Here is a 20,624-nt window from a genome sequence, read left to right as displayed (position 1 = left end):
TGTGCGGCGCTGCCTCCAGGCCCTCGGTGAGCCGGTCGATCGCGCCGAGCAGCAGGAGCGTCGGCGCTTCGATGCCGTCGCGCGCGTCCGCGGCCGCCCGCGCGTCCCCGGCCCGGAGGTCGAGCACGAGGGTGCCGAGACCGGCCGCGTGAGGCCGCGGGCGACCGTCCCGTCGTGGGGGCCGTCGCCGGTGCCCGCGAGGACCACGATGCCGGTCGGTTCGTCCGGGATGTCGAGGTCCGCGTCGAGGGGGGCGTCGGCGAGGTCGAGCCGGACGGTGCTCACGTGTTCGGCGGTTCGGCACTGATGTCGGCGAGGGCGGAACGCTCGTCGCGCTGGACCGCGAGATCGCCGATCGACACCATGCCGACGGGCCGGTCGCCGTCCACGACGGCAGCCGCCGGACGGCGTGCTCGCTCATCAGCCGGACGGCCGTGGCCGCGTCCTCCCCGACCGGCACGGTGATCACGTTCGTGCTGCAGATGTCGGCGACCGCGGTGGACGCCATGTCGCGCCCCAGGGCGACACCGCGGACGACGATGTCGCGGTCGGTCACCAACCCGCGGAGCCGTCCCTCGTGCACAACGAGGACGTCACCGATGCCGTGCTGGCGCATGAGCTCGCCCACCCGCGCCAGCGGCGTGTCCGGGGACACCGTCACCGGCACGGGCGTCATCACTTCGTTCACGTTCTGTGCCATGGCGTGCTGGGTCATGTCGCGCCTCCCCTCTCGGGGAATCGCCTACCCGTGGGCCCGGCGGGCATGCACGGACGTCACGAGGACGCGTCGGGCCCGTCCTGTTCGGCGAGGAACTGCTCGAACTGGGCGGCGAGCTCGTCGGCGGTCGGCATGTCCTGCGACTCGGCGAGCAGGCTGTCGCGCTCGGCGGCGCCGGCGAACGCGTCGTACTGCTGCTCCAGCGCCCGGACGACCTTCTCCACCTCGTCGTTGCCCTCGACCTGCTCGGCGATCTCGGCGTCGGTGGCGGCGGCGGCGCGGCGGACGGCGTCCACCGGCAGCGCCAGCCCGGTCGCGGCGATGATCGCCTCCAGCGCGGCCACGGCGGCCGCCGGGTACGCCGACTGCGACAGGTAGTGCGGGACGTGCACGGCCAGCCCGACCGCGTCGTGCCCGGCCTCGCCGAGCCGCAGCTCCAGCAGCCCGGCGGCGCTGCCGGGCACCTGCACCTTGTCGAACCAGGTGCCGCGGTCGATCAGCTCGGGCCGGGTGGCGTGCGAGGTGATCCCGACCGGACGGGTGTGCGGCACGCCCATCGGGATCCCGTGGAACCCGACGACCAGCCCCGCCCCGAGCCGCTCGACCAGGTGCAGCACCGACGAGGTGAAGCCCTCCCAGAGCCGGTCGGGTTCGGGGCCGGTGAGCAGCAGGAACGGCGTCCCGGCCTCGTCGTGGACGAGCCGGACGACCAGTTCGGGCGCCTCGTAGGCCGCCCAGTGGTCGCGGTCGAACGTCATCGGCGGCCGCCGCGCCCGGTAGTCGATCAGCGAGTCGACGTCGAAGCGGGCGATGACCCGGTGCTCCAGGGCGTCCAGAATGTGCTCGCGCACGAGCTGCCCGGTGGAACCGGCGTCCACGAAGCCGTCGAGGCTGTGCAGCAGCACCGGTCCGGACATCTCCGGCAGGTCGGTGTCCAGCTCGTACAGATCCTCAGGGTTCAGCAACTTCTCCCCCACATCATCATGTCGATGTTCCCAACACTAAGACATGGGGCGGTCATCCCTGCGGAGCGAGGTGATCACTTCTCGCCCCCGCCGCCCGGCTCCGGACGGGCGGGCGGGGACGTCCCCGGGCGGCCGGAGCGGGCTTTGCGGGCGGAGGCCGACCGTGGGCCTTCGCGGTCACCCGGACGTGCGGGGGACGGCGAAATCTTCGGGGCGCAGGGTGGTGAGGTCGGCGCGGCCGACCTCGCCCGGACGGTCGAGGAGGCGGCCGGCGTGCCGGAGGCGGGCGCGTTCGATGGCGTTGCGGACGGACCGGGCGTTCGCGAACCGGGGACGGGCGCGGCGCGGTCGAGATGGTCGCGGAAGACGGGTTCGGCTTCGGGGGCGAGGACGTAGCCTTCGCGCCGCATCATCAGGCGGCCGATGGCCTCCAGTTCGTCCGGTTCGTAGTCGGGGAAGCCGATGTGGTGGGCGATGCGGGAACTCATGCCGGGGTTGGACGCGAAGAAGGAGTCCATGCGGTCCTGGTAGCCGGCGAGGACGACGACGAGGTCGTCCCGCTGGTTCTCCATGACCTGCAGCAGGATCTCGATGGCCTCCTGGCCGTAGTCGCGCTCGTTCTCGGCCCGGTACAGGTAGTACGCCTCGTCGATGAACAGGACGCCGCCCATCGCCCGTTTGAGGACCTCCTTGGTCTTGGGCGCGGTGTGCCCGACGTACTGGCCGACGAGGTCGTCGCGGGTGACCGAGACCAGGTGGCCGCCGCGGACGTAGCCGAGGCGGTGCAGCAGCTCGGCGAGCCGCACGGCGACGGACGTCTTGCCGGTGCCGGGGCTGCCGGTGAAGCACATGTGCAGGTTCGGACGGCCGGAGTCGATGCCGAAGCGGGCGCGGACGCGGTCGACGAGCAGCAGTGCGGCGATCTCGCGGATGCGGGCCTTGACGGGCGCGAGGCCGACGAGTTCGGCGTCGAGGGCCGCCAGGACGTCGTCGACGCAGGAGTCGGCGCGTTCCTTCGCGAGGTCGACGCGGGCGTCCGGGGGGAGGAGCCCCCCGGCGGAGGGCGAGGGGTCCGCCGGGGAGCCGTCCGGTGCGCCCGGACCGCCCGGGCCGCCCGGGCCGTCCGGGCCGCTCCGGCCGTTCTGCCGCATGCCGAAGCCGGGCCGTCCGGTCAACGGTCCGCTCCGTACCGTTCGCCTTCGGGGCGGTCGGCCGCGTACGGGTGCAGCGTGTACCGGATCCGCCGGTCGGAGGTCTCCTGCCGGTCGAGGCGGAAGCCGGGTTCGGCGGGCGGGCGCTGCACGATGAACGACAGCGCGGTCGTCTGCCGTCCGTAGCGGGCGTCGTAGGCGTTCAGCCGGATGTAGTGGGACGGGTACGCCCTGCGGCACTCGTTGATCTCGTAGAGGACACCCGCGGGGTCGGCGAGGTCGAACATCGGGAGTCCCCACATGTCCCAGTACGCGTTGCGCGGGTGCGGGTCGTCGGTGAACTCGACGGAGCAGGGCCAGTTCTGCCCGAGGGCGTAGGCGATCTGGAGGGTGATCTCCTCGTCGGTGAGGTCGGGCAGGTACGAGAAGGTGCCTTGAGTGATCCGCATCAGATGCTCACCGGGGTTTCGACGACGTCGGGGGTGTCGGTGGACTCGTAGGTGAAGGTGATGTCGCCCCAGGTGGACAGGGCGATGTCGAGTTCGCGGCTGTTCTTGGCGGCGGCGCGCAGGACGTCGGGGCCCTCGGCCAGGTAGTCGCGGCCCTCGTTCCGCGCCTTGATCATCGCCTCCAGCGCGACGCGGTTGGCGGCGGCCCCGGCGGCGATGCCCATCGGGTGCCCGATCGTCCCGCCGCCGAACTGCAGGATCGAGTCCTCGCCGAGGTAGTGCAGGAGCTGGTGCATCTGGCCCGCGTGGATGCCGCCGGACGCGACGGGCATCGTGCCGGGCATCGACGCCCATTCCTGGTCGAAGTACAGGCCCTTGACCGGGTCGGCGGCGATCTTGTCGAGGCGGAGGGTGTCGTAGTAGCCGCGGACGCTGTTCGGGTCGCCCTCCAGCTTGCCGACGACGGTCCCGGCGTGGATGTGGTCGACGCCCGCGAGCCGCATCCACTTGGCGATCACCCGGAAGTTGACGCCGTGGGTCTTCTGCCGCGTGTAGGTGGAGTGCCCGGCGCGGTGCAGGTGCAGCAGGACGCCGTTCTTGCGCGCCCAGTTGGCCATCGACTGGATCGCCGTGTAGCCGATGGTCAGGTCGATCATGACGACGACGCTGCCGAGTTCCTTGGCGAACTCGGCGCGCTCGTACATGTCCTCCATGGTCGCGGCGGTGACGTTGAGGTAGTGACCTTTCACCTCACCGGTCGTGGCCTGCGCCCGGTTCACGCCCTCCATGCAGTAAAGGAACCGGTCGCGCCATCGCATGAACGGCTGCGAGTTGATGTTCTCGTCGTCCTTGGTGAAGTCCAGGCCGCCGCGGAGCGCTTCGTAAACGACACGGCCGTAGTTGCGGGCGGAGAGGCCGAGCTTGGGTTTCACGGTGGCGCCCAGGAGGGGACGGCCGAACTTGCCCAGGTACTCGCGCTCCATGATGATCCCGTGGGCCGGGCCCTGGAACGTCTTCACGTAGTGGGTCGGGATCCGCATGTCCTCCAGGCGCAGCGCCTTGAGGGCCTTGAACCCGAAGACGTTCCCGATGATGGACGACGTCAGGTTCGCGATCGAGCCCTCCTCGAACAGGTCGAGGTCGTAGGCGATGTGGGCGATGAACTGGTCGTCCTGCCCCGGTACCGCGTCCACCCGGTAGCACTTGGCCTGGTACTGCTCGTACGCGGTGAGCCGGTCGGTCCACACGACCGTCCAGGTCGCGGTGGACGACTCCCCCGCGACGGCCGCGCCCGCCTCCTCCGGCGGGACGCCCGGCTGCGGGGTGATCCGGAACGCGGCGAGGACGTCGCTGTCCTTCGGCTCGTAGTCCGGGCGCCAGTAGCCCATCTCCGCGTAGGGGATCACGCCCGCCGACCATCTGCCCGAGCTCATCGCCGCTCTCCTTCGCGCTGGGGGACGGGGCGCGGCGCTCCGCCCGCGGAAGGACGGCATGCCCAGGGGATGGGACGGGCGCCGCGCCCCCGGTCGAGTGACCGTGAACGAGTCCGAGCGTGCACGGCCGATACTTGCGATGTCCATCAAGTGTTCTACGGTAATCGTCAAGCATTCGCTTGAACCAGGAGGTCGGGCGTGACCGAGGCGCGGTTGCGGACGTTCGTGGCGCTCGCCGACACGGGTTCGGTGCGGGCCGCGGCGCGGCGCCTGTACGTGACGGAGTCGGCGGTGTCGGCGGCGGTGGCCGCGCTGACGCGGGAGCTCGGCGTCCCGCTCGTCCGGCGGGACGGGCGCGGGGTGCGGCTCACCCCCGCCGGAACCGTCTACGCGGGCTACGCCCGGCAGGTGCTGGGGCTGCTGGAGGAGGGGCGGGCGGCGGCGCGCGGGGCGGCCGACCCGGGTCGCGGGCCGCTGCGGCTCGCGGCGGTGACCACGGCCGCCGACCAGCTCCTCCCCGGGCTGCTCGCGTCGTTCCGGGCGCGGTGGCCGGAGGTGGACCTGGCGCTGGAGGTGGGGCCGCGCCGCCAGGTGTGGTGCAGCCTCGCCGCGCACGAGGCCGATCTGGTGCTGGCCGGGCGCCCGCCCGCCGACGTCGCCGCGACCGTCCTCGCGCGCCGCCCGAACGAGCTCGTCGTCGTGGCCGCGCCGGACGTCGCGGCGGGGTTCGCGCTCGACCGGACGCCGTGGGTGATGCGGGAGCCGGGGTCGGGGACCCGCGCCGCCGCCGACGCCGACCTGGCCGAACGGGACGCGGCGCCGCCCCGGCTGGTGCTCGGCTCGAACGGCGCGGTGATCGCGGGCGCGGCCGCCGGGCTGGGCGCCGCGCTGGTGTCGCGGGACGCGGTCGGGGCCGAGCTGGACGCGCGCCGGCTCGTCGTCGTGACCGCCCCGGACCTGCCGCTGGAGCGGCCGTGGCACGCGGTCGGCGGCGCGGTCCCGACGGCGACGACGCTGCTGTTCGTCCGGCACCTGCTGGACGCGCCCGGCTGGACGCCCGCGTAAGCCGCATCGTCGGCCGCATCGTTCTCCGGCGGGTGGCGCGGTGTGGCCGCTCACACACCGGGCATTGTGCGCGCACACCCCCGCGGGAACGACAGAATGGGGTTCGGGATCGCGAAAGGGCACCGAGAGGGGCACCCATGACCGCCGACCGCCCGTACGACATCGTCCTGTTCGGGGCCACCGGGTTCACCGGCGGGCTGACCGCCGAGTACCTGGCCGCGCACGCCGACCCCGGGACGCGCTGGGCCCTCGCCGGGCGCAGCACGGCCAAGCTCGCGGAGGTGCGCGACCGGCTCGCCGGGATCGACCCCGCGTGCGCCGGGTTGCCGCTGCTGCGGGCCGACTCGTCCGACCAGGACTCGATCGACGAGCTGGCCCGTTCGGCACGCGTCGTCATCACGACGGTGGGCCCGTACGTGAAGTACGGCGAGCCGCTCGTCGCGGCGTGCGCGCGCGCCGGTACCGACTACGTCGACCTCACCGGCGAACCGACGTTCGTCGACCGCATGTACGTGAAGTACCACGCGGAGGCCGTGCGCACCGGCGCCCGGATCGTCCACGCGTGCGGTTTCGACTCGATCCCGCACGACCTCGGCGTGTACTTCACGGTGAAGCACCTCCCCGAGGGCGTCCCCCTGCACGTCGAGGGCTTCCTGCGGGCGCGCGCGGACGCGTCCGGCGGCACGCTCCACTCGGCCCTCGGGATCTTCGCCGACCTGCCCGCGATGGTGCGCGCGGAGCGGGAGCGCCGCGAGGCCGAGGGCCGCCCGGACGGCCGGACGGTGCGGGTGTCGCGGCGCCCGTCCCCGAAGAACCGCGTCGGGGAACGCTGGACGCTGCCCGCGCCGACGATCGACCCGCAGATCGTCGCCCGTTCCGCCGCCGCGCTCGACCGGTACGGGCCCGACTTCAGCTACGGGCACTACGTCGCGGTGAAGCGGCTGCCGTCCGCCGCCGCGATGGCCGCGGGCGCGGGCGCGCTCACCGTGCTCGCGCAGATCCCGCCCGCGCGGTCGCTGCTGATGAAGGCCAGGCCCGCCGGGGCCGGTCCGTCGGCCGAGACCCGCGCCCGGAACTGGTTCAGCGTGAAGTTCGCCGGGGAGGGCGGCGGGCGGCGCGTCGTCACCGAGGTGGCGGGCGGCGATCCGGGCTACGGCGAGACGGCGAAGATGCTGGCCGAGTCGGCGCTGTGCCTCGCGCACGACGCACTGCCGGAGACGTCCGGGCAGGTCACGACGGCGACCGCGATGGGCGACGCGCTGCTGGAGCGGCTGACCCGGGCGGGCCTGGCGTTCCGGGTGCTGACCTCCCGCTAACCGCCCCCGCTTCCGGTGCCGGTTCCGGCCCGGCCGGGGATCGGGACGACGGCCTCGACCCTCGTGCCGACGCCGGGACGGCTCGTCACGGTGACGCGCCCGCCGAGCAGTTCGGCGCGCTCGGTCATGCCGCGCAGCCCGTAGGAGTCGGGCCGCCGCCCGCGCCCGCCGTGCGCCATGACGTCCCGGACCGAGAAGCCGGCGCCGTCGTCGGCGACGGTGAGCCGCACCCGGTCGCCGAAGTGCTCCAGCAGCAGGTCGACGCAGGACGCGGACGCGTGCCGGAGGCTGTTGCCGACGGCCTCCTGCGCGATCCGGTACAGCGCGGTCTGCACGTGGTCGGGCAGCGCGTCCTCCAGCTCGCCCTCGACGGTGACGGTGACGTCGAGGGGACGGCCGGACGGTCCCGGGCCGTCCCCCGCCTCGCGGGCGAGGGTCGCGAGCGCGGCCGACAGGCCCAGGTCGTCCAGGACGGGCGGGCGCAGGCCGCCGATCGCCGCGCGGGTCTCGGCCGCCGCCAGCTCGCACAGCGACCGGGCCATCATGATCTGCGCGAGCCCCTCGGGGTGGTGCTCGGGCAGCGCCCGCTCGGCCGCCGACAGATGGAACCCGAGGCCGGCGAGCCGCTGCGCGATGCCGTCGTGGATCTCCCGGCTCAGCCGCGACCGCTCGGCCTCCTGCGCCTCGACGGCCCGTTCGGCGAACCGCTCGGCGGCGTGCTCGCGTTCGCGGGCCGCGCGCAGGCGGCGGCACGAGCACAGGACGGGCGCGAACAGTTCGGCGAGCGCCGTGACCAGCGCGACGTCCTCCGGTGGGCACGGCCCCGCGGACCGGACGTCCAGGACCGCGATGACCGCGCCGCCGCTGTGCATCGGGACGGCCGCGCCCCTGCCGTCCGCGTGCGCGCGCGCCCGTCCGTGGGCCGCGGCCCGTCCGACGTCGCCCTCCCCCAGAGGGACGGGCGGGCCCGCCCACTCCAGGACGCGGCGGTCGTCGTCCAGGACGTAGACGTCGCAGAACGTCAGCGCGCGCGCCGAGCGGACGACGAGTCCGGCGAGTTCGTCCGCCAGTTGCGGAAGTTCGCGGTCGGAGCAGGCGACGCGGACGATCCGGACGAGCAGGTCGGTGCCGCGCCCGGCGAGCGCGCTCGGGACGGTCACCGGAACAGGCCCTCGCGGAGCGCGACCGCGATCGCCCGCGACCGGTCGGTCACCTCCAGCTTGCGGTACAGGGCGCGCAGGTGGCTCTTGACCGTCTCCTCGCTGAGCACCAGCCGGGCCGCGATCGCCTTGTTCGACAGCCCGCCCACCAGCAGCGACAGCACCTCGCTCTCGCGCTGGGTGAGGCCGCGGTTGGCGCCCGGCCAGAACTCGCCGCGGGTCAGCCGGGCCGCGGTGACCGCCATCCGCCCCGCGAGCGTCGGATCGACGACCGTCTCGCCCTGCGCGACCTCCTCCAGCCGCCGCACCAGTTCCGGCCCGTCCACCCGTTTCAGCAGATATCCCCCGGCTCCGGCGCGCAGCGCCTCGAAGACGTACTGCTCGTCGTCGTACACCGACAGGAACACGACGCGGACCTCGGGGACCCGCCCGGTGAGCTGCCTGCACAGGTCGAGGCCGCTCTCGGGGCCGAGCCGGACGTCCAGGAGCACCACGTCCGGACGGAGCGCGGTGACCAGCCGGGCGGCCTCCTCGCCCGTCCCCGCCTGCCCGACGACGCGCACGCGGCCGGAGAACCCGGCCAGCATCGCCTGCAGCCCGGCCAGGATCATCTCGTGGTCGTCGACCAGGACGACGCGTACGGGGACGCTCATCCCGGCACGATAACAACCAGAAGCTACTCACCAGTAGCCCATGTTCGGCCGTCTCACCCGTGCTCTCCCCTGATTGGGGGAAGCACCGCCGGAAGGCCCAGCATACTCTTCATAGCGAAAACAGAATTCCGCAGGACGGAGGAGCGAGGTGCCCCATCGGATCGTGCATATGCTCCGGGCGCGCGGCTCGGGCCGCCGCCCCGTCATGCTCGCCATCGCCGGGGACAGCGCGGCAGGCAAGACCACACTCACGCGGGGGCTTGTGCAGTGCCTGGGGGCCGACCGCATGACCGCGGTCTGCGTGGACGACTACCACCGCTACGACCGCGAGGAACGCGCCGGCAAACCGTTCACGGCGCTGCACCCCGACTGCAACCACGTCGACGTCATGGAGCAGCACCTCCAGCTCCTGTCGATGGGCGAGCCGATCCTCAAACCGGTGTACGACCACGCCACCGGACGGCTCGTCCGGCCGGAACTGGTCGAACCCCGCGACTTCGTGATCGTCGAAGGGCTCCTCCCGCTGCACACGCGTCTCGCCCGCGCCTGCTTCGACATCACCGTCTACCTCGACCCGCCCGAACCCCTGCGGCACTCGTGGAAGGTCGCGCGGGACTGCGACAAACGCGGCTACTCCCCCGACCAGGTCCGCGCGGAACTCGCCCGGCGCGAACCCGAGAGCGCCGCCTACATCCGGCCGCAGCGCAAACACGCCGACATCGTCGTCCGGTTCGCCCCCGTCGCGGGCCGCGGCGACCCGCCCGGCACGCCCCTGTCGGCCGAACTCCTGCTGCGTCCGACGATCGACCACCCCGAACTCGCGGGCGTCCTGGACGCCGAACCCGGCGGCGGGACGGCCATGCACCTGCGGCTGCACCGCGACACCGACGGCCGTCCCGTGGACGCCCTGCACGTGCACGGCTACGTCTCGCCGGAGGAGTCGCAGGTCGTCAAGAAGGCCATCTGGTCACGGCTCGGCCCCCGCGCGGGCGACGGCCTCGTCGCCCCGGACGCCCTCGGCCGGCTCGGCGACGCCGCCACCAGCGACCCGCTCGCCATCACCCAGCTGCTCTTGCTCTACCACCTGCTCGACGCGGATCATCGCCAAGCCGCCTGATCCGTCGCCGCGGCGGAGACGACGGATCGAGTTCGGGGGGCCGACCGCCTGACCGTAGGGTTCAGGTTGGGTTCCGCGGACGCGCGGGGAGGCCCCGGGGTTTCGGACCTGTGCCCCGGGCCGCGCGGCGCGGCGGCCGGGAGGGCGCCCAGCGGGCGCATGGCGCCCTCCCGGCCTTTCTCCGCTCAGGACAGTTCGTGCCACGGGATGTCGGGCCGCTCCGGGGCGACCAGCGCGAGCGACTGCCCGCCGCGGATCGTCTCGTCCGGCGCCGCCGACAGCCGGAAGCGGGCGTTCGGCCGGTGCGACTCCCCCACCGCCAGCAGCGTGCTGCCGCGCCGCAGCAGGAAGATCGCGACGTCCAGCCGCGGCCACTCGCCCGCGCCCTCCGGCACGTTCACCCGGTAGAGCGTCCCGTCGCTGTCGAGGGTGCTCGCCAGATTGTGGTAGATCGCCGAGACGCCCGGGTTGCGGATCGAGTCCGCCACCACGGCGGGATCGTCGATGTCGACCGGCTCCGCGTCCCGCCCGATCAGCGCGAGCGCATCGGCGATCTCCGCACGCCGGCCGCCGTCGCGCAGCCCCGCCAGCAGGTGGACCGCCGGATCCCCGTGCCGCCGCAGATACGCGGCCACCTGCAGCATCACCCGGACGGTCTCGTCGTCGGTGCGGCCCACGACCAGGACGGTCCGCGCGTCCTTCACGCACGCGCGGTCGAACGCCGTCGGATCGGACTCCACCACGTCGTACAGGTCCGGGTCGGGGTTCTCCCCCGAAAGCTCGCCGGACCGGAACACCGTCACCACGGCCGTCTTCGCGAACTCCCGGTCGGCCCGCAGCTGCCCGATGATCGAGCGCAGCCCGTCCCGGTCATAGCCGACGACCACGATGTGCCCGCGATGGTGCAGCTGCGCCCGTCCGTTGGCCTTCATGGTCCTGCCCTTCGACATCCAGAGCGTCAGCTCCGCGAACAGCACGAGCCCCGCCGTCACGCCCGAGCCGATGATCAGCACGCCGCCGATCCGGCCGCCCGCCGTCTCCGGGGACAGGTCGCCGTACCCGGTCGTGGTGCCGCTGACGATGAAGTACCAGACGTACCCGACCGGCGACTTGATCTCCGCGCCCGCCGGCTCGAACACCGCGATCAGCACCCAGCCCAGGACGAACGCCCCGGCCAGCACCAACGCGGGCACCCGCCACGAGCGCGCGGTGAACCGGTTGAGCAGCTGGAACAGCAGGATCGGCACCCGCGCAGCCTGGCAGGCGGCGGCCCCGCCGGTCAAGCGGCGAAACCGCAGGTCAGCCCGCCGGGCCCCGGCTGAGCACCCGGCTCAGCGCCGCCGCGACCTCCGCCGAGAGGTCCCGGTCGCCCGTTTCCTCCGGCGCGCTCCGCGCGGCCGCACGGACCAGATCGTCCCGGACGGCCTCGCGGGTGTGGCCGCAGTCGCGGCACTCCACCTCGCCGAGCCGGCACACGAGCGCGGCCGATTCACAGGCGCCGCAGCGGTCGAGTTCGTTCGCCCAGCCGCGGTCGGCCTGGCAGCCGGGACAGATCAGCACCTGGTGATCCGCCCGGACCCCGCGCCGCCACGGGCTCGCGCCCCGCACGGGATCGGTCTGCCGCGCCCCGCAGCGGAAGCAGGGCATCACACCTCCAGAAGGTGCGGGGGCCGGTTCCGGCCACCTGTCCGGAACCGGCCCGTTCGCTCAGAGACCGGCGAGCGCCTTGCGGTACTCGTCGATGTCGCGCGCGTCCGGGATGGCGTTCTCCACCTTCCACCGGACCACGCCCTCGGTGTCGATGATGAAGGTCCCGCGGGTGGCGAGGCCCTTCTCCTCGTCGAACACCCCGTAGCGCTGTGCGACCCCGCCGTGCGGCCAGAAGTCCGCGAGCAGCGGGAACTGGTACTTCTCCTGCTCAGCCCAGGCGCGCAGGGCGAACATCGAGTCCACCGAGACCGCCAGGACCTGCACGTCGTCCCCGCCCAGCGTGGGCAGCTCGTCCCTGATCTCGCACAGCTCGCCCGTGCAGACACCGCTGAACGCCAGCGGATAGAACACCAGGACGACGTTCTTCCGCCCCCGGAAGTCCGACAGCTTCACCGGGGTCCCGTGCTGGTCCTTCAGCTCGAAGTCCGGTGCGCTCTCGCCTACCTCAACCGCCAAAACCTCTCCCTGGCTAGGTCTCCGCCGGGGGACACGTCCGTTCCCCGACATGCCAACGGCCCAAGTGTGCCACCCGTTCCCGCGAACGGAAGCAGCCCCCGTCGCACAGACGCACCCGCGCCCGTCCCCAGAGCACCCGGCAAGCACACCACCCGCCGCCGGAGCGGCCCTGCGTAACAGGACCGCGGCCGGACACGGCCACCCAGGCGGCCCGAAAGGGCCCTGCGGGCCGGACGCCCGGCCGGAGTCGGGCCCGCCGAGCAAGGAGATGCGACCAGATGCGGCCGCGCGCGCCCGGAACACGGTCCGGTCAGCGAGCCCGTCCCCACAGGGGGGCCGAACCGTCCCCGCGAGCGCAGGCCGACCTCCGGAAACGGGCGCAAGCCCGTTCCCGCCCTCGGAGAGCAAGCTACGCAAGCACGGCCCGATACCCGCCCGTCCCCGCCTCCACAGAGGGCCGAAACCCCACGAGCGCCGAGTAACGGACCAGCCCCGTTCCCGCCTCACGAGCGAGCACGAGCCGGACACCGCGCATGAACTCGTCCCCGCCCCGCAGGGCGGCCGGAGCGAGCTCGCGAGCACGGGCCGGAACCCGCACGTGGGCCCGTCCCCGCCCTCCACAGGACGGCCTGAGTTAGACGCGAGCACGGGCCGGGAATGGGCGTGGGCCCGTCCCCGCCCCCGCAGGGCGGCCGGAGCGAGCTCTGCGAGCGCAGGCCGACCTCTACGGGCGTGGCCGCCCGTCCCCCGCGCGTCTACTTCTTGACCTTGGGTGCGGCGAGCCGTGTCCCCGACCACTCCTTGCCCGCGCTGAGGCTGCGCGACTGGGAGAGACCGGCCGTGCCGGCCGCCTCGCCGATGTCGCTGGGTTCCACGTGCCCGTCGCGTCCCGCCTTGGGCGTCAGCAGCCAGATGTCTCCGCCGCTGGTGAGCGGGACCATCGCGTCGGTCAGGCCCTCGAACAGGTCGCCGTCCTCCTCGCGCCACCACAGCAGCACGATGTCGACCACGTCCTCGTAGTCCTCGTCGACCAGCTCGTTCCCCGTGACGGCCTCGACGGATTCGCGGAGCTCCTCGTCCACGTCGTCGTCGTAGCCGATCTCCTGCACCACCTGGCCCGCCTTGAGGCCGAGCCGTTCGGCCAGGCTGCGCTCAGACTGCGCCTGACCCGCGGTCGCGCTCACGAAAGTCCTCCCATGTCGTTCGTCCGCACGGTGCTCCGTGCACCTGTGCAAATCTCCTGTACGGCCCCCCGGGACGGGCGGCCCGTCCGCACCTGTGCGGTGTTTGCGGGACAGTCCACACAAGTGTGGGCCCCTTGCGCAAGTGTCTTCCCGGCATTTGACGCCCGCATTGGCCCGATGCCGGAATCGTGTGTCACGATGCGGCCACCCGGGGTGAAGTTCGAGCCCGTGTCTTGATACAACCGTCAACCCCTGAGGAATGACAACCGGACCTGGCGGTCGGGGTTGTCGATGTTGAGGTCCACGAGGGCGACCGACTGCCACGTGCCGAGCGCGAGACGTCCGCCGGTGACGGGGACGGTCGCGTAGGGCGGGACGAGCGCGGGCAGCACGTGCGACCTGCCGTGCCCGCGCGATCCGTGGGCGTGGCGCCAGCGGGCGTCGGCGGGCAGCAGATCACCGAGCGCGGCGAGCAGGTCGTCGTCGCTGCCCGCCCCGAGTTCGATGAGCGCGACGCCCGCGGTGGCGTGCGGCACGAAGACGTGCAGCAGCCCGTCGCCGCCGGAGTCGGCGGCGAACCGCTCGCATTCCGCCGTGATGTCGTGCACGGCCTCCTTCGATCCGGTGGACACCCGGATCACGGTGCTCTCCATGGTCTCGGGTGTACCCCATCGGCGGCGCGGGACCCCTCCAGCCCCGCGCCGCCGGGCGTGTTCCCCTCAGCGGGACGTCGAGTGCAGTTGTTCGCGGGGTTCGATCACCGCGTCCGGCCCCGGGTAGACCAGGGTCTCGTGGCCGTCTTCGAAGCGCACGAGGAACGGCGGTCCGCCGTCGTCGCCGTGAACCTCGATGATCTCGCCCGCCCGGTCGGGCTGCCCCACGATCTTGCCGTGGATGTGCAGCCGGTCTCCGATGCGTCCGTTCATGATTCCCCCAAGCGCACGCTCGCCTTTTCCCTGCCTTGTACGTTCGTTCCCCGCCCGCGCGGGCAATCTCACGAGAACGCGCAAAAAACGGGTCGTCGATCCGGTCCGTCCCCCGGCTGAGCGGGGATGATGGTTACCGGACGGTAGAGATGCGTTAACCGTCGTGAACGGCGACGATGGACGCGATTGCAGGCGACGAACAGTCGTGCGGGGACCGTCGGCGCGCCGAGCGGCGGGCCGGGCGTCCCACCAGCATCGACGGTAAGCACAGAGGGGACCCCGTGGCTTCCGGACGTCAACGCTACTCGATCATCAGCGACGGCCTGCCGAGCCAGCTGCCCGACATCAACCCGGACGAGACCCGGGAGTGGCTGGAATCGCTGGACACGGTCATGAAGACCGAGGGCCGCAGCAGGGCGCGCTACGTGATGCTGAGGCTCCTGGAACGGGCCCGCGAGCTGCAGGTCGGCGTGCCCGGCCTGCGCAGCACCGACTTCATCAACACGATCCCGCCGGAGCTGGAGCCGTGGTTCCCCGGCGACGAGCACGTCGAGCGTCGTATCCGCGCCTATATCCGGTGGAACGCCGCGATCATGGTGTCGCGGGCGAACCGTCCCGAGATCGGCGTCGGCGGGCACATCGCCACGTACGCGTCGGCCGCGTCGCTGTACGAGGTGGGGTTCAACCACTTCTTCCGCGGCAAGGACCACGGCGAGTCCGGCGACCAGGTGTTCATCCAGGGGCACGCGTCCCCCGGCATCTACGCGCGCGCCTTCCTGGAGGGCCGTCTCCCAGAGGAGAAGCTGGACGGCTTCCGGCAGGAGCAGTCGCACCCCGGCGGCGGGCTGTCGTCCTACCCGCACCCGCGGCTCATGCCGGACTTCTGGGAGTTCCCCACGGTGTCCATGGGCCTCACCGCGATCGACGCGGTGTACCAGGCGCGCTTCAACCGTTACCTGTACAACCGCCGCATCAAGGACACGTCGCGCTCGCACGTCTGGGCGTTCCTCGGCGACGGCGAGATGGGCGAGCCGGAGTCGCTCGGCGCGATCGGCCTGGCCGCGCGCGAGGAGCTCGACAACCTCACGTTCGTCGTCAACTGCAACCTGCAGCAGCTCGACGGCCCGGTGCGCGGCAACGGCAAGATCATCCAGGAGCTGGAGTCGTACTTCCGCGGCGCCGGCTGGAACGTCATCAAGGTCATCTGGGGCCGCGACTGGGACCCGCTGATCGCCCAGGACGTCGACGGCGCGCTCGTCAACAAGATGAACACGACGCCCGACGGCCAGTTCCAGACGTTCAGCGTCGAGTCCGGCTCCTACATCCGGGAGAAGTTCTTCGGCGACGACCCCCGGCTGCGCAAGATCGTCCAGGACCTCACGGACGACGACCTGCGCAAACTGTCGCGCGGCGGGCACGACTACCGGAAGGTGTACGCGGCGTTCAAGTCGGCCCGCGAGCACGTCGGGCAGCCGACGGTGATCCTCGCGCACACGGTCAAGGGCTGGACGCTCGGCTCCGACTTCGAGGCGCGCAACGCCACGCACCAGATGAAGAAGCTGACCAAGGCGGAGCTGAAGGAGTTCCGCGACCGCCTCTACCTCGACATTCCGGACTCCGCGCTCGAACAGCCGCTGCCGCCCTACTACCACCCGGGCGAGGACTCCGACGAGATCCAGTACATGCGCGAGCGCCGCGCCGCCCTCGGCGGGTTCCTGCCGAAGCGCGTCGTGCGGGCCAAGCCGATGAAGCTGCCCGGCGACCCGGTGTACGCCGAGCTGAAGCGGGGGTCCGGCAAGCAGAACGTCGCGACGACCATGGCGTTCGTCCGGCTGCTCAAGGACCTCATCAAGGACGAGAACATCGGCGCCCGGTTCGTCCCGATCGCTCCGGACGAGTACCGCACCTTCGGCATGGACTCGCTGTTCCCCACGTCCAAGATCTACTCGCCGCACGGGCAGACCTACGACGCGGTGGACCGCAAGCTGCTGCTGTCGTACAAGGAGTCCGAGAGCGGGCAGATGCTGCACGAGGGCATCAGCGAGGCCGGCTCGATGGCGTCGACGATCGCCGCCGGAACGTCCTACGCGACGCACGGCGAGCACATGATCCCCGTCTACATCTTCTACTCGATGTTCGGGTTCCAGCGGACCGGCGACCAGATGTGGGCGCTCGGCGACCAGATGGGCCGCGGGTTCCTGCTCGGCGCCACCGCGGGCCGCACCACCCTCACCGGCGAGGGCCTGCAGCACGCCGACGGCCACTCCCCGCTCATCGCCGCGACGAACCCCGCGTGCGTCCACTACGACCCCACCTGGTCGTTCGAGCTGGCGTACATCACGCAGGACGCGCTGCGCCGCATGTACGGGACGTCCGAGGAGCACCCGAACGGCGAGGACGTCTTCTACTACCTCACCGTCTACAACGAGCCCTACCAGCAGCCCGCCGAACCCGCCGGCGTCGACGTCGACGGCCTGCTCAAGGGCCTGTACCGCTACCGGAGCGCACCGGAGATCGCCGCCGGCAACGGGCAGCCGCCGCGCGCGCAGATCCTCGCGTCCGGCGTCGGCGGCCGGTGGGCGCTGGAGGCGCAGCGCCTCCTCGCCGAGGACTGGGGCGTCGCCGCCGACGTCTGGTCGGCGACCTCGTGGAACGGGCTGGCCCGCGAGGCCCGCGAGTGCGACGAGCACAACCTGCTCCACCCGGAGGACGAGCAGCGCGTCCCGTACGTGTCCCGCACCCTCGACAACGTCGCCGGGCCGATCGTCGCGGTGTCGGACTTCGCCCGCGCCGTCCCCGACCAGATCGCCCCGTGGGTGAGCGGCGACTTCACCTCGCTCGGCACCGACGGCTTCGGCTTCTCCGACACCCGCGCCGCCGCCCGGCGGTTCTTCCACGTGGACGCGGCGTCGATCGTCCTGGCCGTCCTCACCCGGCTCGTCCGGCACGGCGAGGTCAAGCCGGAGACCCTCCCGCAGGCGATCGAGCGCTACCGGCTGAACGTGCGGGTCAGCGACGTCTTCGCGGGCGGCGTCGGCAGCGCCGAGAGCAACACCGGCGGCGAGAGCTGACCGCCCGGGCGGGGCGGGTGCACCGCCCCGCCCGGGGCCGTCAGGACGGCACCGGCGGCGTGAACACGCCGAAGCGGTTGCCGGACGGGTCCTCCAGGTAGGCGAACCGGAGCCCCTTGGCGGTAGCCATGGTGGACGCGGCGACCTTGCCTCCGCTCTTCTCCGCCTGGGCGCATGCGGCGTCGACGTCCTCGACCAGGACGAGGAACATCGCGTGCGCTCCGGACGCGTCGCGCTCGTGCGCGAGGCCGCCGCTCGGAACGTCCGCGCCCGGGTAGCCGACCAGGTCGTACCCCTCTGTGCCGGGCACGGTGGAACCGGCGTCGGCGTCGAACCGCCAGCCGAACAGGTCGCCGTAGAACCGGCGTGCCTCCTCCGGCGCGGTGGTGCCGATCTGGAACCACGCGACGGTGTTGAACGCGGGAATCGTCATGGGTCTCCCCCTTCTCTCGGTGCGAGACCCAGCCTCGGACGGACCGGCGACATCCCCCTGTCGGTGTTTCTCAAACGAATTCGAGGCGCCGGGTGACGTAGTCGAGGGGGACGTCCTTGACCATGACGTCCTCGTAGCGGCGTTCGGGCGCGGTCTCGTCGAGGAGGGCGGCGCGCCGGATCCGGTCGATGCGGAAGATGCGGGTGTCGTCGCGCAGGCGGCACCACCCGATGAGGTACCAGCGCAGCGAGGCGCAGGTGAACGCGACGGGTTCGACGTCGCGCTCGCTCTCGTCCCCGGCGCCGGTCACGTAGCCGAGACGGACGACGCGGCGCGCCGACACGGCCTCCTCCAGCACGGACGGGACGGACGGCGGCGCGTCGGCGTCGTCCGGCGTCAGGAACCGGACGCGCTCCGCCAGCTCGTGCGCGGACGCGCTGTCGGCCGCCGACATCGCCGTGACGATCTTGTGCAGTGCGGTGCGGGCCGCGCGCGAGTACGGGGAGCCGTCGGCGCGGGCGAGGGTGATCGCGACGGCGACGGCCTCGGCGGGCGTGAAGTTCAGCGGCGGCAGCGTCCGCGCGGGGTCGAGCGTGTACCCGCCGCCGCGTCCGACGTCGGCGTAGATCGGGACGCCCGCCTGCTGCAGCGCGCCGATGTCGCGTTCGATCGTCCGGGAGCTGACCTCGTACCGCGCCGCCAGCTCACGCCCGCTGCGCGGCGGGCGCGCGCGCTCGGAGTTCCTCGACGAGGGCGTAAAGGCGGTCCGTCCGGTTCACGCCGCGACCGTACGCCCCGCCTCCGACAATCTCCCCGGCCCCGGATCAACTAACGCACGGCCTCCGGTCGCAAGGCGACCTACGGCCGCGCGGGCCCCGCCGCCCTCCCGCACGGCGCCCGACCACGCACGGGTGTGCCAGGGTGCGCGGGTATCGAGGACTCTGCGGGGGTGTACAGGGAGGGCGAGGGTTCCGGGCGTGGCGGGTGGGTGGGTGCACCCACCGGGGGTGGCGTTAGAGGGAGTGGAGGAAGGTCAGGAGGGCTTCGTTCACTTCGGCGGGGCGCTCCTGCTGGATCCAGTGGCCGCTTCCGGTCAGCATGACGGTGTCGCGGAGGTCGGGGACGAAGTCGCGGAGGCGGGCGATGGCGGCGGGGTCGGCCACCGGGTCGCGGTCGCGCGATGAACAGGGCGGGCGGGGTGATCGGGGCGCGGTGCCAGGCGGTGGTGAGTTCCCAGTTGCGGTCGAGGTTGCGGTACCAGTTGACCGGGCCGGCGAAGCCGCTGTCGGCGTATTCGGCGACGTAGGCGGCGATGTCGTCTTCGGTGAGCCAGCCGGGGAGTTCGCCGGGTTCCGGGGAGCCGGCGAGGACGCCGCCGGTCTCGGGGGTGATCAGCGCGGTGCCGTCGCCGGTGTCGGCGGCCAGCAGCCGGCGGAACGTGGACGCGGGGTCGCGGGCGAGTTCGGCCTCCGGGGCGTCCGGCTCCTGGAAGCGCACCATGTAGTAGCCGTCGCCGAAGTGGCGGCGCATCTTCTCGATGGGCGGGCGGGAGCCCCGGGGGCGGTGCGGCACGGACATGCCGACGACGCCGCGGACCTTGTCGGGGCGCATCTGCGCGACGGCCCACGCGACGGGCGCGCCCCAGTCGTGGCCGACGACGACCGCGCGTTCGGCGCCGAGCGCGTCGATGAGACCGACGGCGTCACCGGCCGTGTGCAGGATCGTGTACTGCGCGGGATCGGCGGGACCGCCCGTCCGGGCGTAGCCGCGCTGGTCGGGGGCGACGGCGTGGAAGCCCGCGGCGGCGAGGGCGGTGAGCTGGCGGCGCCACGAGTACCAGCACTCGGGGAAGCCGTGCAGGAGCAGGACGAGCGGGCCCTCGCCCGCTTCGGCGACGTGCATCCGCAGGCCGCCGTTCCCCTCGACGAAACGGTGCGCGATCTCGGTCATCGCCCCAACGTAGACCGCGGGACACGGCCACACCACCGGGCCGGGGATTGTGTGTGCGGGCCACATGGGTCGGGCGCGGCGGCCTGCGTAGGTTCTGCGCATGACGAGCGTGACACCGGACCTGACGGGCCGCCGCGCCCTGGTCACCGGCGGGGCGAGCGGGATCGGGCTGGCGTGCGCCCGGCGGCTGGCGGCGGCGGGCGCGCGGGTGACCGTGGCGGACCTGGACGGGACGGCGGCGAGGCGGGCCGCGGACGAGTTCGGCGGGACGGCGCTGGCGGTGGATCTCGCGGGGCCGGATGTGGCCGGGGTGGCGGAGGGCTTCGACGTCCTGGTCAACAACGCGGGGGTGCAGCATGTGGCGCCGGTCCACGAATTCCCGCCGGAGATGTTCGCGAAGATCCTGCGGCTGATGGTGGAGGCGCCGTTCCGGCTGGTGCGGGACGCGCTGCCGGGGATGTACGAGCGCGGGTGGGGGCGGATCGTGAACGTGTCGTCGGTGCACGGGCTGCGCGCGTCGCCGTTCAAGGCCGCGTACGTGACGGCGAAGCACGGGCTCGAAGGGCTGTCGAAGGTCATCGCACTGGAGGGTGCGGCGCATGGCGTGACGTCCAACTGCGTCAATCCGTCTTATGTGCGGACCCCGCTGGTGGAGGGGCAGATCGTCGATCAGGCGCGCGCGCACGGGATGTCGGAGGACGATGTCGTCGAGCGGGTCATGCTGCAGAAGGCGGCGGTGAAGCGGCTGGCGGAGCCGGAGGAGGTGGCCGAACTGGTCGCCTACCTGTGTTCTCCGGCGGCGGCGATGGTCACGGGCGCGTCGATGCCCCTCGACGGCGGCTGGACGGCCCATTGACAATGTCCCGT

Annotated in this window: 22 protein-coding genes and 2 pseudogenes; 6 read left to right on the top strand and 18 right to left on the bottom strand. The window is 72.6% G+C overall.

From position 1 onward, the window contains the following. The 6 genes and pseudogenes from BJF79_RS63910 to BJF79_RS39895 all read right to left on the bottom strand — a co-directional run. Positions 1 to 715 (bottom strand): CBS domain-containing protein (locus BJF79_RS63910; RefSeq protein ID WP_262403267.1); only part of this gene is annotated, 715 nt, incomplete at its 3' end. A gap of 59 nt (positions 716 to 774) precedes the next feature. Further along, positions 775 to 1,683: a PAC2 family protein gene (locus BJF79_RS39910; RefSeq protein ID WP_143220811.1), complete on the bottom strand. Its 909-nt coding sequence runs from the start codon at positions 1,681 to 1,683 to the stop codon at positions 775 to 777. Between the two features lie 177 nt (positions 1,684 to 1,860). After that, a complete protein-coding gene (locus BJF79_RS63905; RefSeq protein WP_262403271.1) occupies positions 1,861 to 1,980 on the bottom strand; it encodes a hypothetical protein in 120 nt (39 codons plus the stop codon). Between the two features lie 215 nt (positions 1,981 to 2,195). Further along, a pseudogene (locus tag BJF79_RS63900) lies at positions 2,196 to 2,534 on the bottom strand (AAA family ATPase); the annotation flags it as partial. Between the two features lie 320 nt (positions 2,535 to 2,854). Further along, positions 2,855 to 3,283, bottom strand: a complete 429-nt coding sequence (locus tag BJF79_RS39900) for a ribulose bisphosphate carboxylase small subunit (RefSeq protein ID WP_075905210.1) — start codon at positions 3,281 to 3,283, stop codon at positions 2,855 to 2,857. Next, the gene (locus BJF79_RS39895; RefSeq protein ID WP_075905207.1) at positions 3,283 to 4,716 is read right to left on the bottom strand and encodes a form I ribulose bisphosphate carboxylase large subunit; all 1,434 of its coding nucleotides are present in this window, start codon (positions 4,714 to 4,716) and stop codon (positions 3,283 to 3,285) included. The genes BJF79_RS39900 and BJF79_RS39895 overlap by 1 nt, the downstream gene beginning before the upstream one ends. 198 nt (positions 4,717 to 4,914) lie before the next feature. On the opposite strand from BJF79_RS39895, the gene BJF79_RS39890 reads away from it, so the two are divergent. Next, positions 4,915 to 5,781 (top strand): LysR family transcriptional regulator, encoded by an 867-nt coding sequence (locus BJF79_RS39890; protein ID WP_075905205.1) that lies wholly within the window; start codon positions 4,915 to 4,917, stop codon positions 5,779 to 5,781. Positions 5,782 to 5,918: 137 nt separating this feature from the next. Next, on the top strand, positions 5,919 to 7,097 hold the full coding sequence (locus BJF79_RS39885; protein ID WP_075905203.1) for a saccharopine dehydrogenase family protein: 1,179 nt from the start codon (positions 5,919 to 5,921) through the stop codon (positions 7,095 to 7,097). Here BJF79_RS39885 and BJF79_RS39880 read toward each other — a convergent pair. Both BJF79_RS39880 and BJF79_RS39875 read right to left on the bottom strand, forming a co-directional pair. Further along, complete coding sequence (locus tag BJF79_RS39880) at positions 7,094 to 8,257, bottom strand: sensor histidine kinase (RefSeq protein ID WP_075905201.1); 1,164 nt, start codon at positions 8,255 to 8,257, stop codon at positions 7,094 to 7,096. The two genes, BJF79_RS39885 and BJF79_RS39880, sit on opposite strands and share 4 nt — an antisense overlap. Continuing rightward, positions 8,254 to 8,910 (bottom strand): response regulator, encoded by a 657-nt coding sequence (locus BJF79_RS39875; RefSeq protein ID WP_075905199.1) that lies wholly within the window; start codon positions 8,908 to 8,910, stop codon positions 8,254 to 8,256. Before BJF79_RS39875 ends, BJF79_RS39880 begins: the two co-directional genes overlap by 4 nt. Positions 8,911 to 9,058: 148 nt before the next feature. Between BJF79_RS39875 and BJF79_RS39870 the strand changes: the two genes are divergently transcribed. Continuing rightward, a complete protein-coding gene (locus BJF79_RS39870) occupies positions 9,059 to 10,027 on the top strand; it encodes a phosphoribulokinase (RefSeq protein ID WP_075905197.1) in 969 nt (322 codons plus the stop codon). Positions 10,028 to 10,212: 185 nt separating this feature from the next. Here BJF79_RS39870 and BJF79_RS39865 read toward each other — a convergent pair whose 3' ends face one another. The 6 genes from BJF79_RS39865 to BJF79_RS39835 all read right to left on the bottom strand — a co-directional run bounded on the left by BJF79_RS39865 (position 10,213) and on the right by BJF79_RS39835 (position 14,303). Then, a complete protein-coding gene (locus BJF79_RS39865; RefSeq protein ID WP_083734586.1) occupies positions 10,213 to 11,310 on the bottom strand; it encodes a potassium channel protein in 1,098 nt (365 codons plus the stop codon). Between the two features lie 16 nt (positions 11,311 to 11,326). Then, positions 11,327 to 11,587 (bottom strand): hypothetical protein, encoded by a 261-nt coding sequence (locus tag BJF79_RS39860; protein ID WP_262403266.1) that lies wholly within the window; start codon positions 11,585 to 11,587, stop codon positions 11,327 to 11,329. Between the two features lie 147 nt (positions 11,588 to 11,734). After that, positions 11,735 to 12,193: a peroxiredoxin gene (locus BJF79_RS39855; protein WP_075905191.1), complete on the bottom strand. Its 459-nt coding sequence runs from the start codon at positions 12,191 to 12,193 to the stop codon at positions 11,735 to 11,737. A 755-nt stretch (positions 12,194 to 12,948) separates the two neighbouring features. Next, positions 12,949 to 13,377 carry a DUF3052 domain-containing protein gene (locus BJF79_RS39845; RefSeq protein ID WP_075905187.1) on the bottom strand — a complete coding sequence of 143 codons (429 nt, stop codon included), beginning with the start codon at positions 13,375 to 13,377 and terminating at the stop codon, positions 12,949 to 12,951. A gap of 245 nt (positions 13,378 to 13,622) precedes the next feature. Next, positions 13,623 to 14,030, bottom strand: a complete 408-nt coding sequence (locus tag BJF79_RS39840; protein ID WP_075905185.1) for a secondary thiamine-phosphate synthase enzyme YjbQ — start codon at positions 14,028 to 14,030, stop codon at positions 13,623 to 13,625. Positions 14,031 to 14,096: 66 nt separating this feature from the next. Beyond that, positions 14,097 to 14,303 carry a DUF1918 domain-containing protein gene (locus BJF79_RS39835; RefSeq protein ID WP_075905183.1) on the bottom strand — a complete coding sequence of 69 codons (207 nt, stop codon included), beginning with the start codon at positions 14,301 to 14,303 and terminating at the stop codon, positions 14,097 to 14,099. A gap of 281 nt (positions 14,304 to 14,584) precedes the next feature. On the opposite strand from BJF79_RS39835, the gene aceE reads away from it, so the two are divergent. After that, positions 14,585 to 17,374, top strand: a complete 2,790-nt coding sequence (gene aceE / locus BJF79_RS39830) for a pyruvate dehydrogenase (acetyl-transferring), homodimeric type (protein ID WP_075905181.1) — start codon at positions 14,585 to 14,587, stop codon at positions 17,372 to 17,374. A gap of 40 nt (positions 17,375 to 17,414) precedes the next feature. Here the strand turns inward: aceE and BJF79_RS39825 are convergent, their stop codons facing one another. Both BJF79_RS39825 and BJF79_RS63895 read right to left on the bottom strand, forming a co-directional pair. Further along, on the bottom strand, positions 17,415 to 17,807 hold the full coding sequence (locus tag BJF79_RS39825) for a VOC family protein (protein ID WP_262403265.1): 393 nt from the start codon (positions 17,805 to 17,807) through the stop codon (positions 17,415 to 17,417). 70 nt (positions 17,808 to 17,877) lie between these two features. Beyond that, positions 17,878 to 18,261: a helix-turn-helix transcriptional regulator gene (locus BJF79_RS63895; protein ID WP_262403264.1), complete on the bottom strand. Its 384-nt coding sequence runs from the start codon at positions 18,259 to 18,261 to the stop codon at positions 17,878 to 17,880. Between the two features lie 4 nt (positions 18,262 to 18,265). Between BJF79_RS63895 and BJF79_RS63890 the strand changes: the two genes are divergently transcribed. After that, positions 18,266 to 18,433: a hypothetical protein gene (locus tag BJF79_RS63890; RefSeq protein ID WP_262403263.1), complete on the top strand. Its 168-nt coding sequence runs from the start codon at positions 18,266 to 18,268 to the stop codon at positions 18,431 to 18,433. A gap of 29 nt (positions 18,434 to 18,462) precedes the next feature. Here the strand turns inward: BJF79_RS63890 and BJF79_RS67830 are convergent. Beyond that, a pseudogene (locus BJF79_RS67830) lies at positions 18,463 to 18,510 on the bottom strand (hypothetical protein); the annotation flags it as partial. Positions 18,511 to 18,665: 155 nt separating this feature from the next. Continuing rightward, positions 18,666 to 19,757, bottom strand: coding sequence for an alpha/beta hydrolase (locus BJF79_RS39815; protein WP_316043537.1), 1,092 nt, complete (start codon positions 19,755 to 19,757; stop codon positions 18,666 to 18,668). A gap of 100 nt (positions 19,758 to 19,857) precedes the next feature. Between BJF79_RS39815 and BJF79_RS39810 the strand changes: the two genes are divergently transcribed. After that, positions 19,858 to 20,613 carry a 3-hydroxybutyrate dehydrogenase gene (locus tag BJF79_RS39810; RefSeq protein ID WP_075905179.1) on the top strand — a complete coding sequence of 252 codons (756 nt, stop codon included), beginning with the start codon at positions 19,858 to 19,860 and terminating at the stop codon, positions 20,611 to 20,613. Positions 20,614 to 20,624 lie beyond the last annotated feature (11 nt).

Source organism: Actinomadura sp. CNU-125, from assembly GCF_001942465.1.
GTDB lineage: Bacteria > Actinomycetota > Actinomycetes > Streptosporangiales > Streptosporangiaceae > Spirillospora.
This window is presented reverse-complemented; position numbering and strand designations above follow the sequence as displayed.

Coding starts and splice junctions, on each gene's coding strand:
- BJF79_RS39900 (WP_075905210.1), bottom strand. CDS start 3,283: ATGCGGATCACTCAAGGCACCTTCTCGTACCTGCCCGACCTCACCGAC.
- BJF79_RS39895 (WP_075905207.1), bottom strand. CDS start 4,716: ATGAGCTCGGGCAGATGGTCGGCGGGCGTGATCCCCTACGCGGAGATG.
- BJF79_RS39885 (WP_075905203.1), top strand. CDS start 5,919: ATGACCGCCGACCGCCCGTACGACATCGTCCTGTTCGGGGCCACCGGG.
- BJF79_RS39875 (WP_075905199.1), bottom strand. CDS start 8,910: ATGAGCGTCCCCGTACGCGTCGTCCTGGTCGACGACCACGAGATGATC.
- BJF79_RS39840 (WP_075905185.1), bottom strand. CDS start 14,030: ATGGAGAGCACCGTGATCCGGGTGTCCACCGGATCGAAGGAGGCCGTG.
- BJF79_RS39835 (WP_075905183.1), bottom strand. CDS start 14,303: ATGAACGGACGCATCGGAGACCGGCTGCACATCCACGGCAAGATCGTG.
- BJF79_RS39825 (WP_262403265.1), bottom strand. CDS start 17,807: ATGACGATTCCCGCGTTCAACACCGTCGCGTGGTTCCAGATCGGCACC.
- BJF79_RS63895 (WP_262403264.1), bottom strand. CDS start 18,261: ATGTCGGCGGCCGACAGCGCGTCCGCGCACGAGCTGGCGGAGCGCGTC.
- BJF79_RS39815 (WP_316043537.1), bottom strand. CDS start 19,757: ATGACCGAGATCGCGCACCGTTTCGTCGAGGGGAACGGCGGCCTGCGG.
- BJF79_RS39810 (WP_075905179.1), top strand. CDS start 19,858: ATGACGAGCGTGACACCGGACCTGACGGGCCGCCGCGCCCTGGTCACC.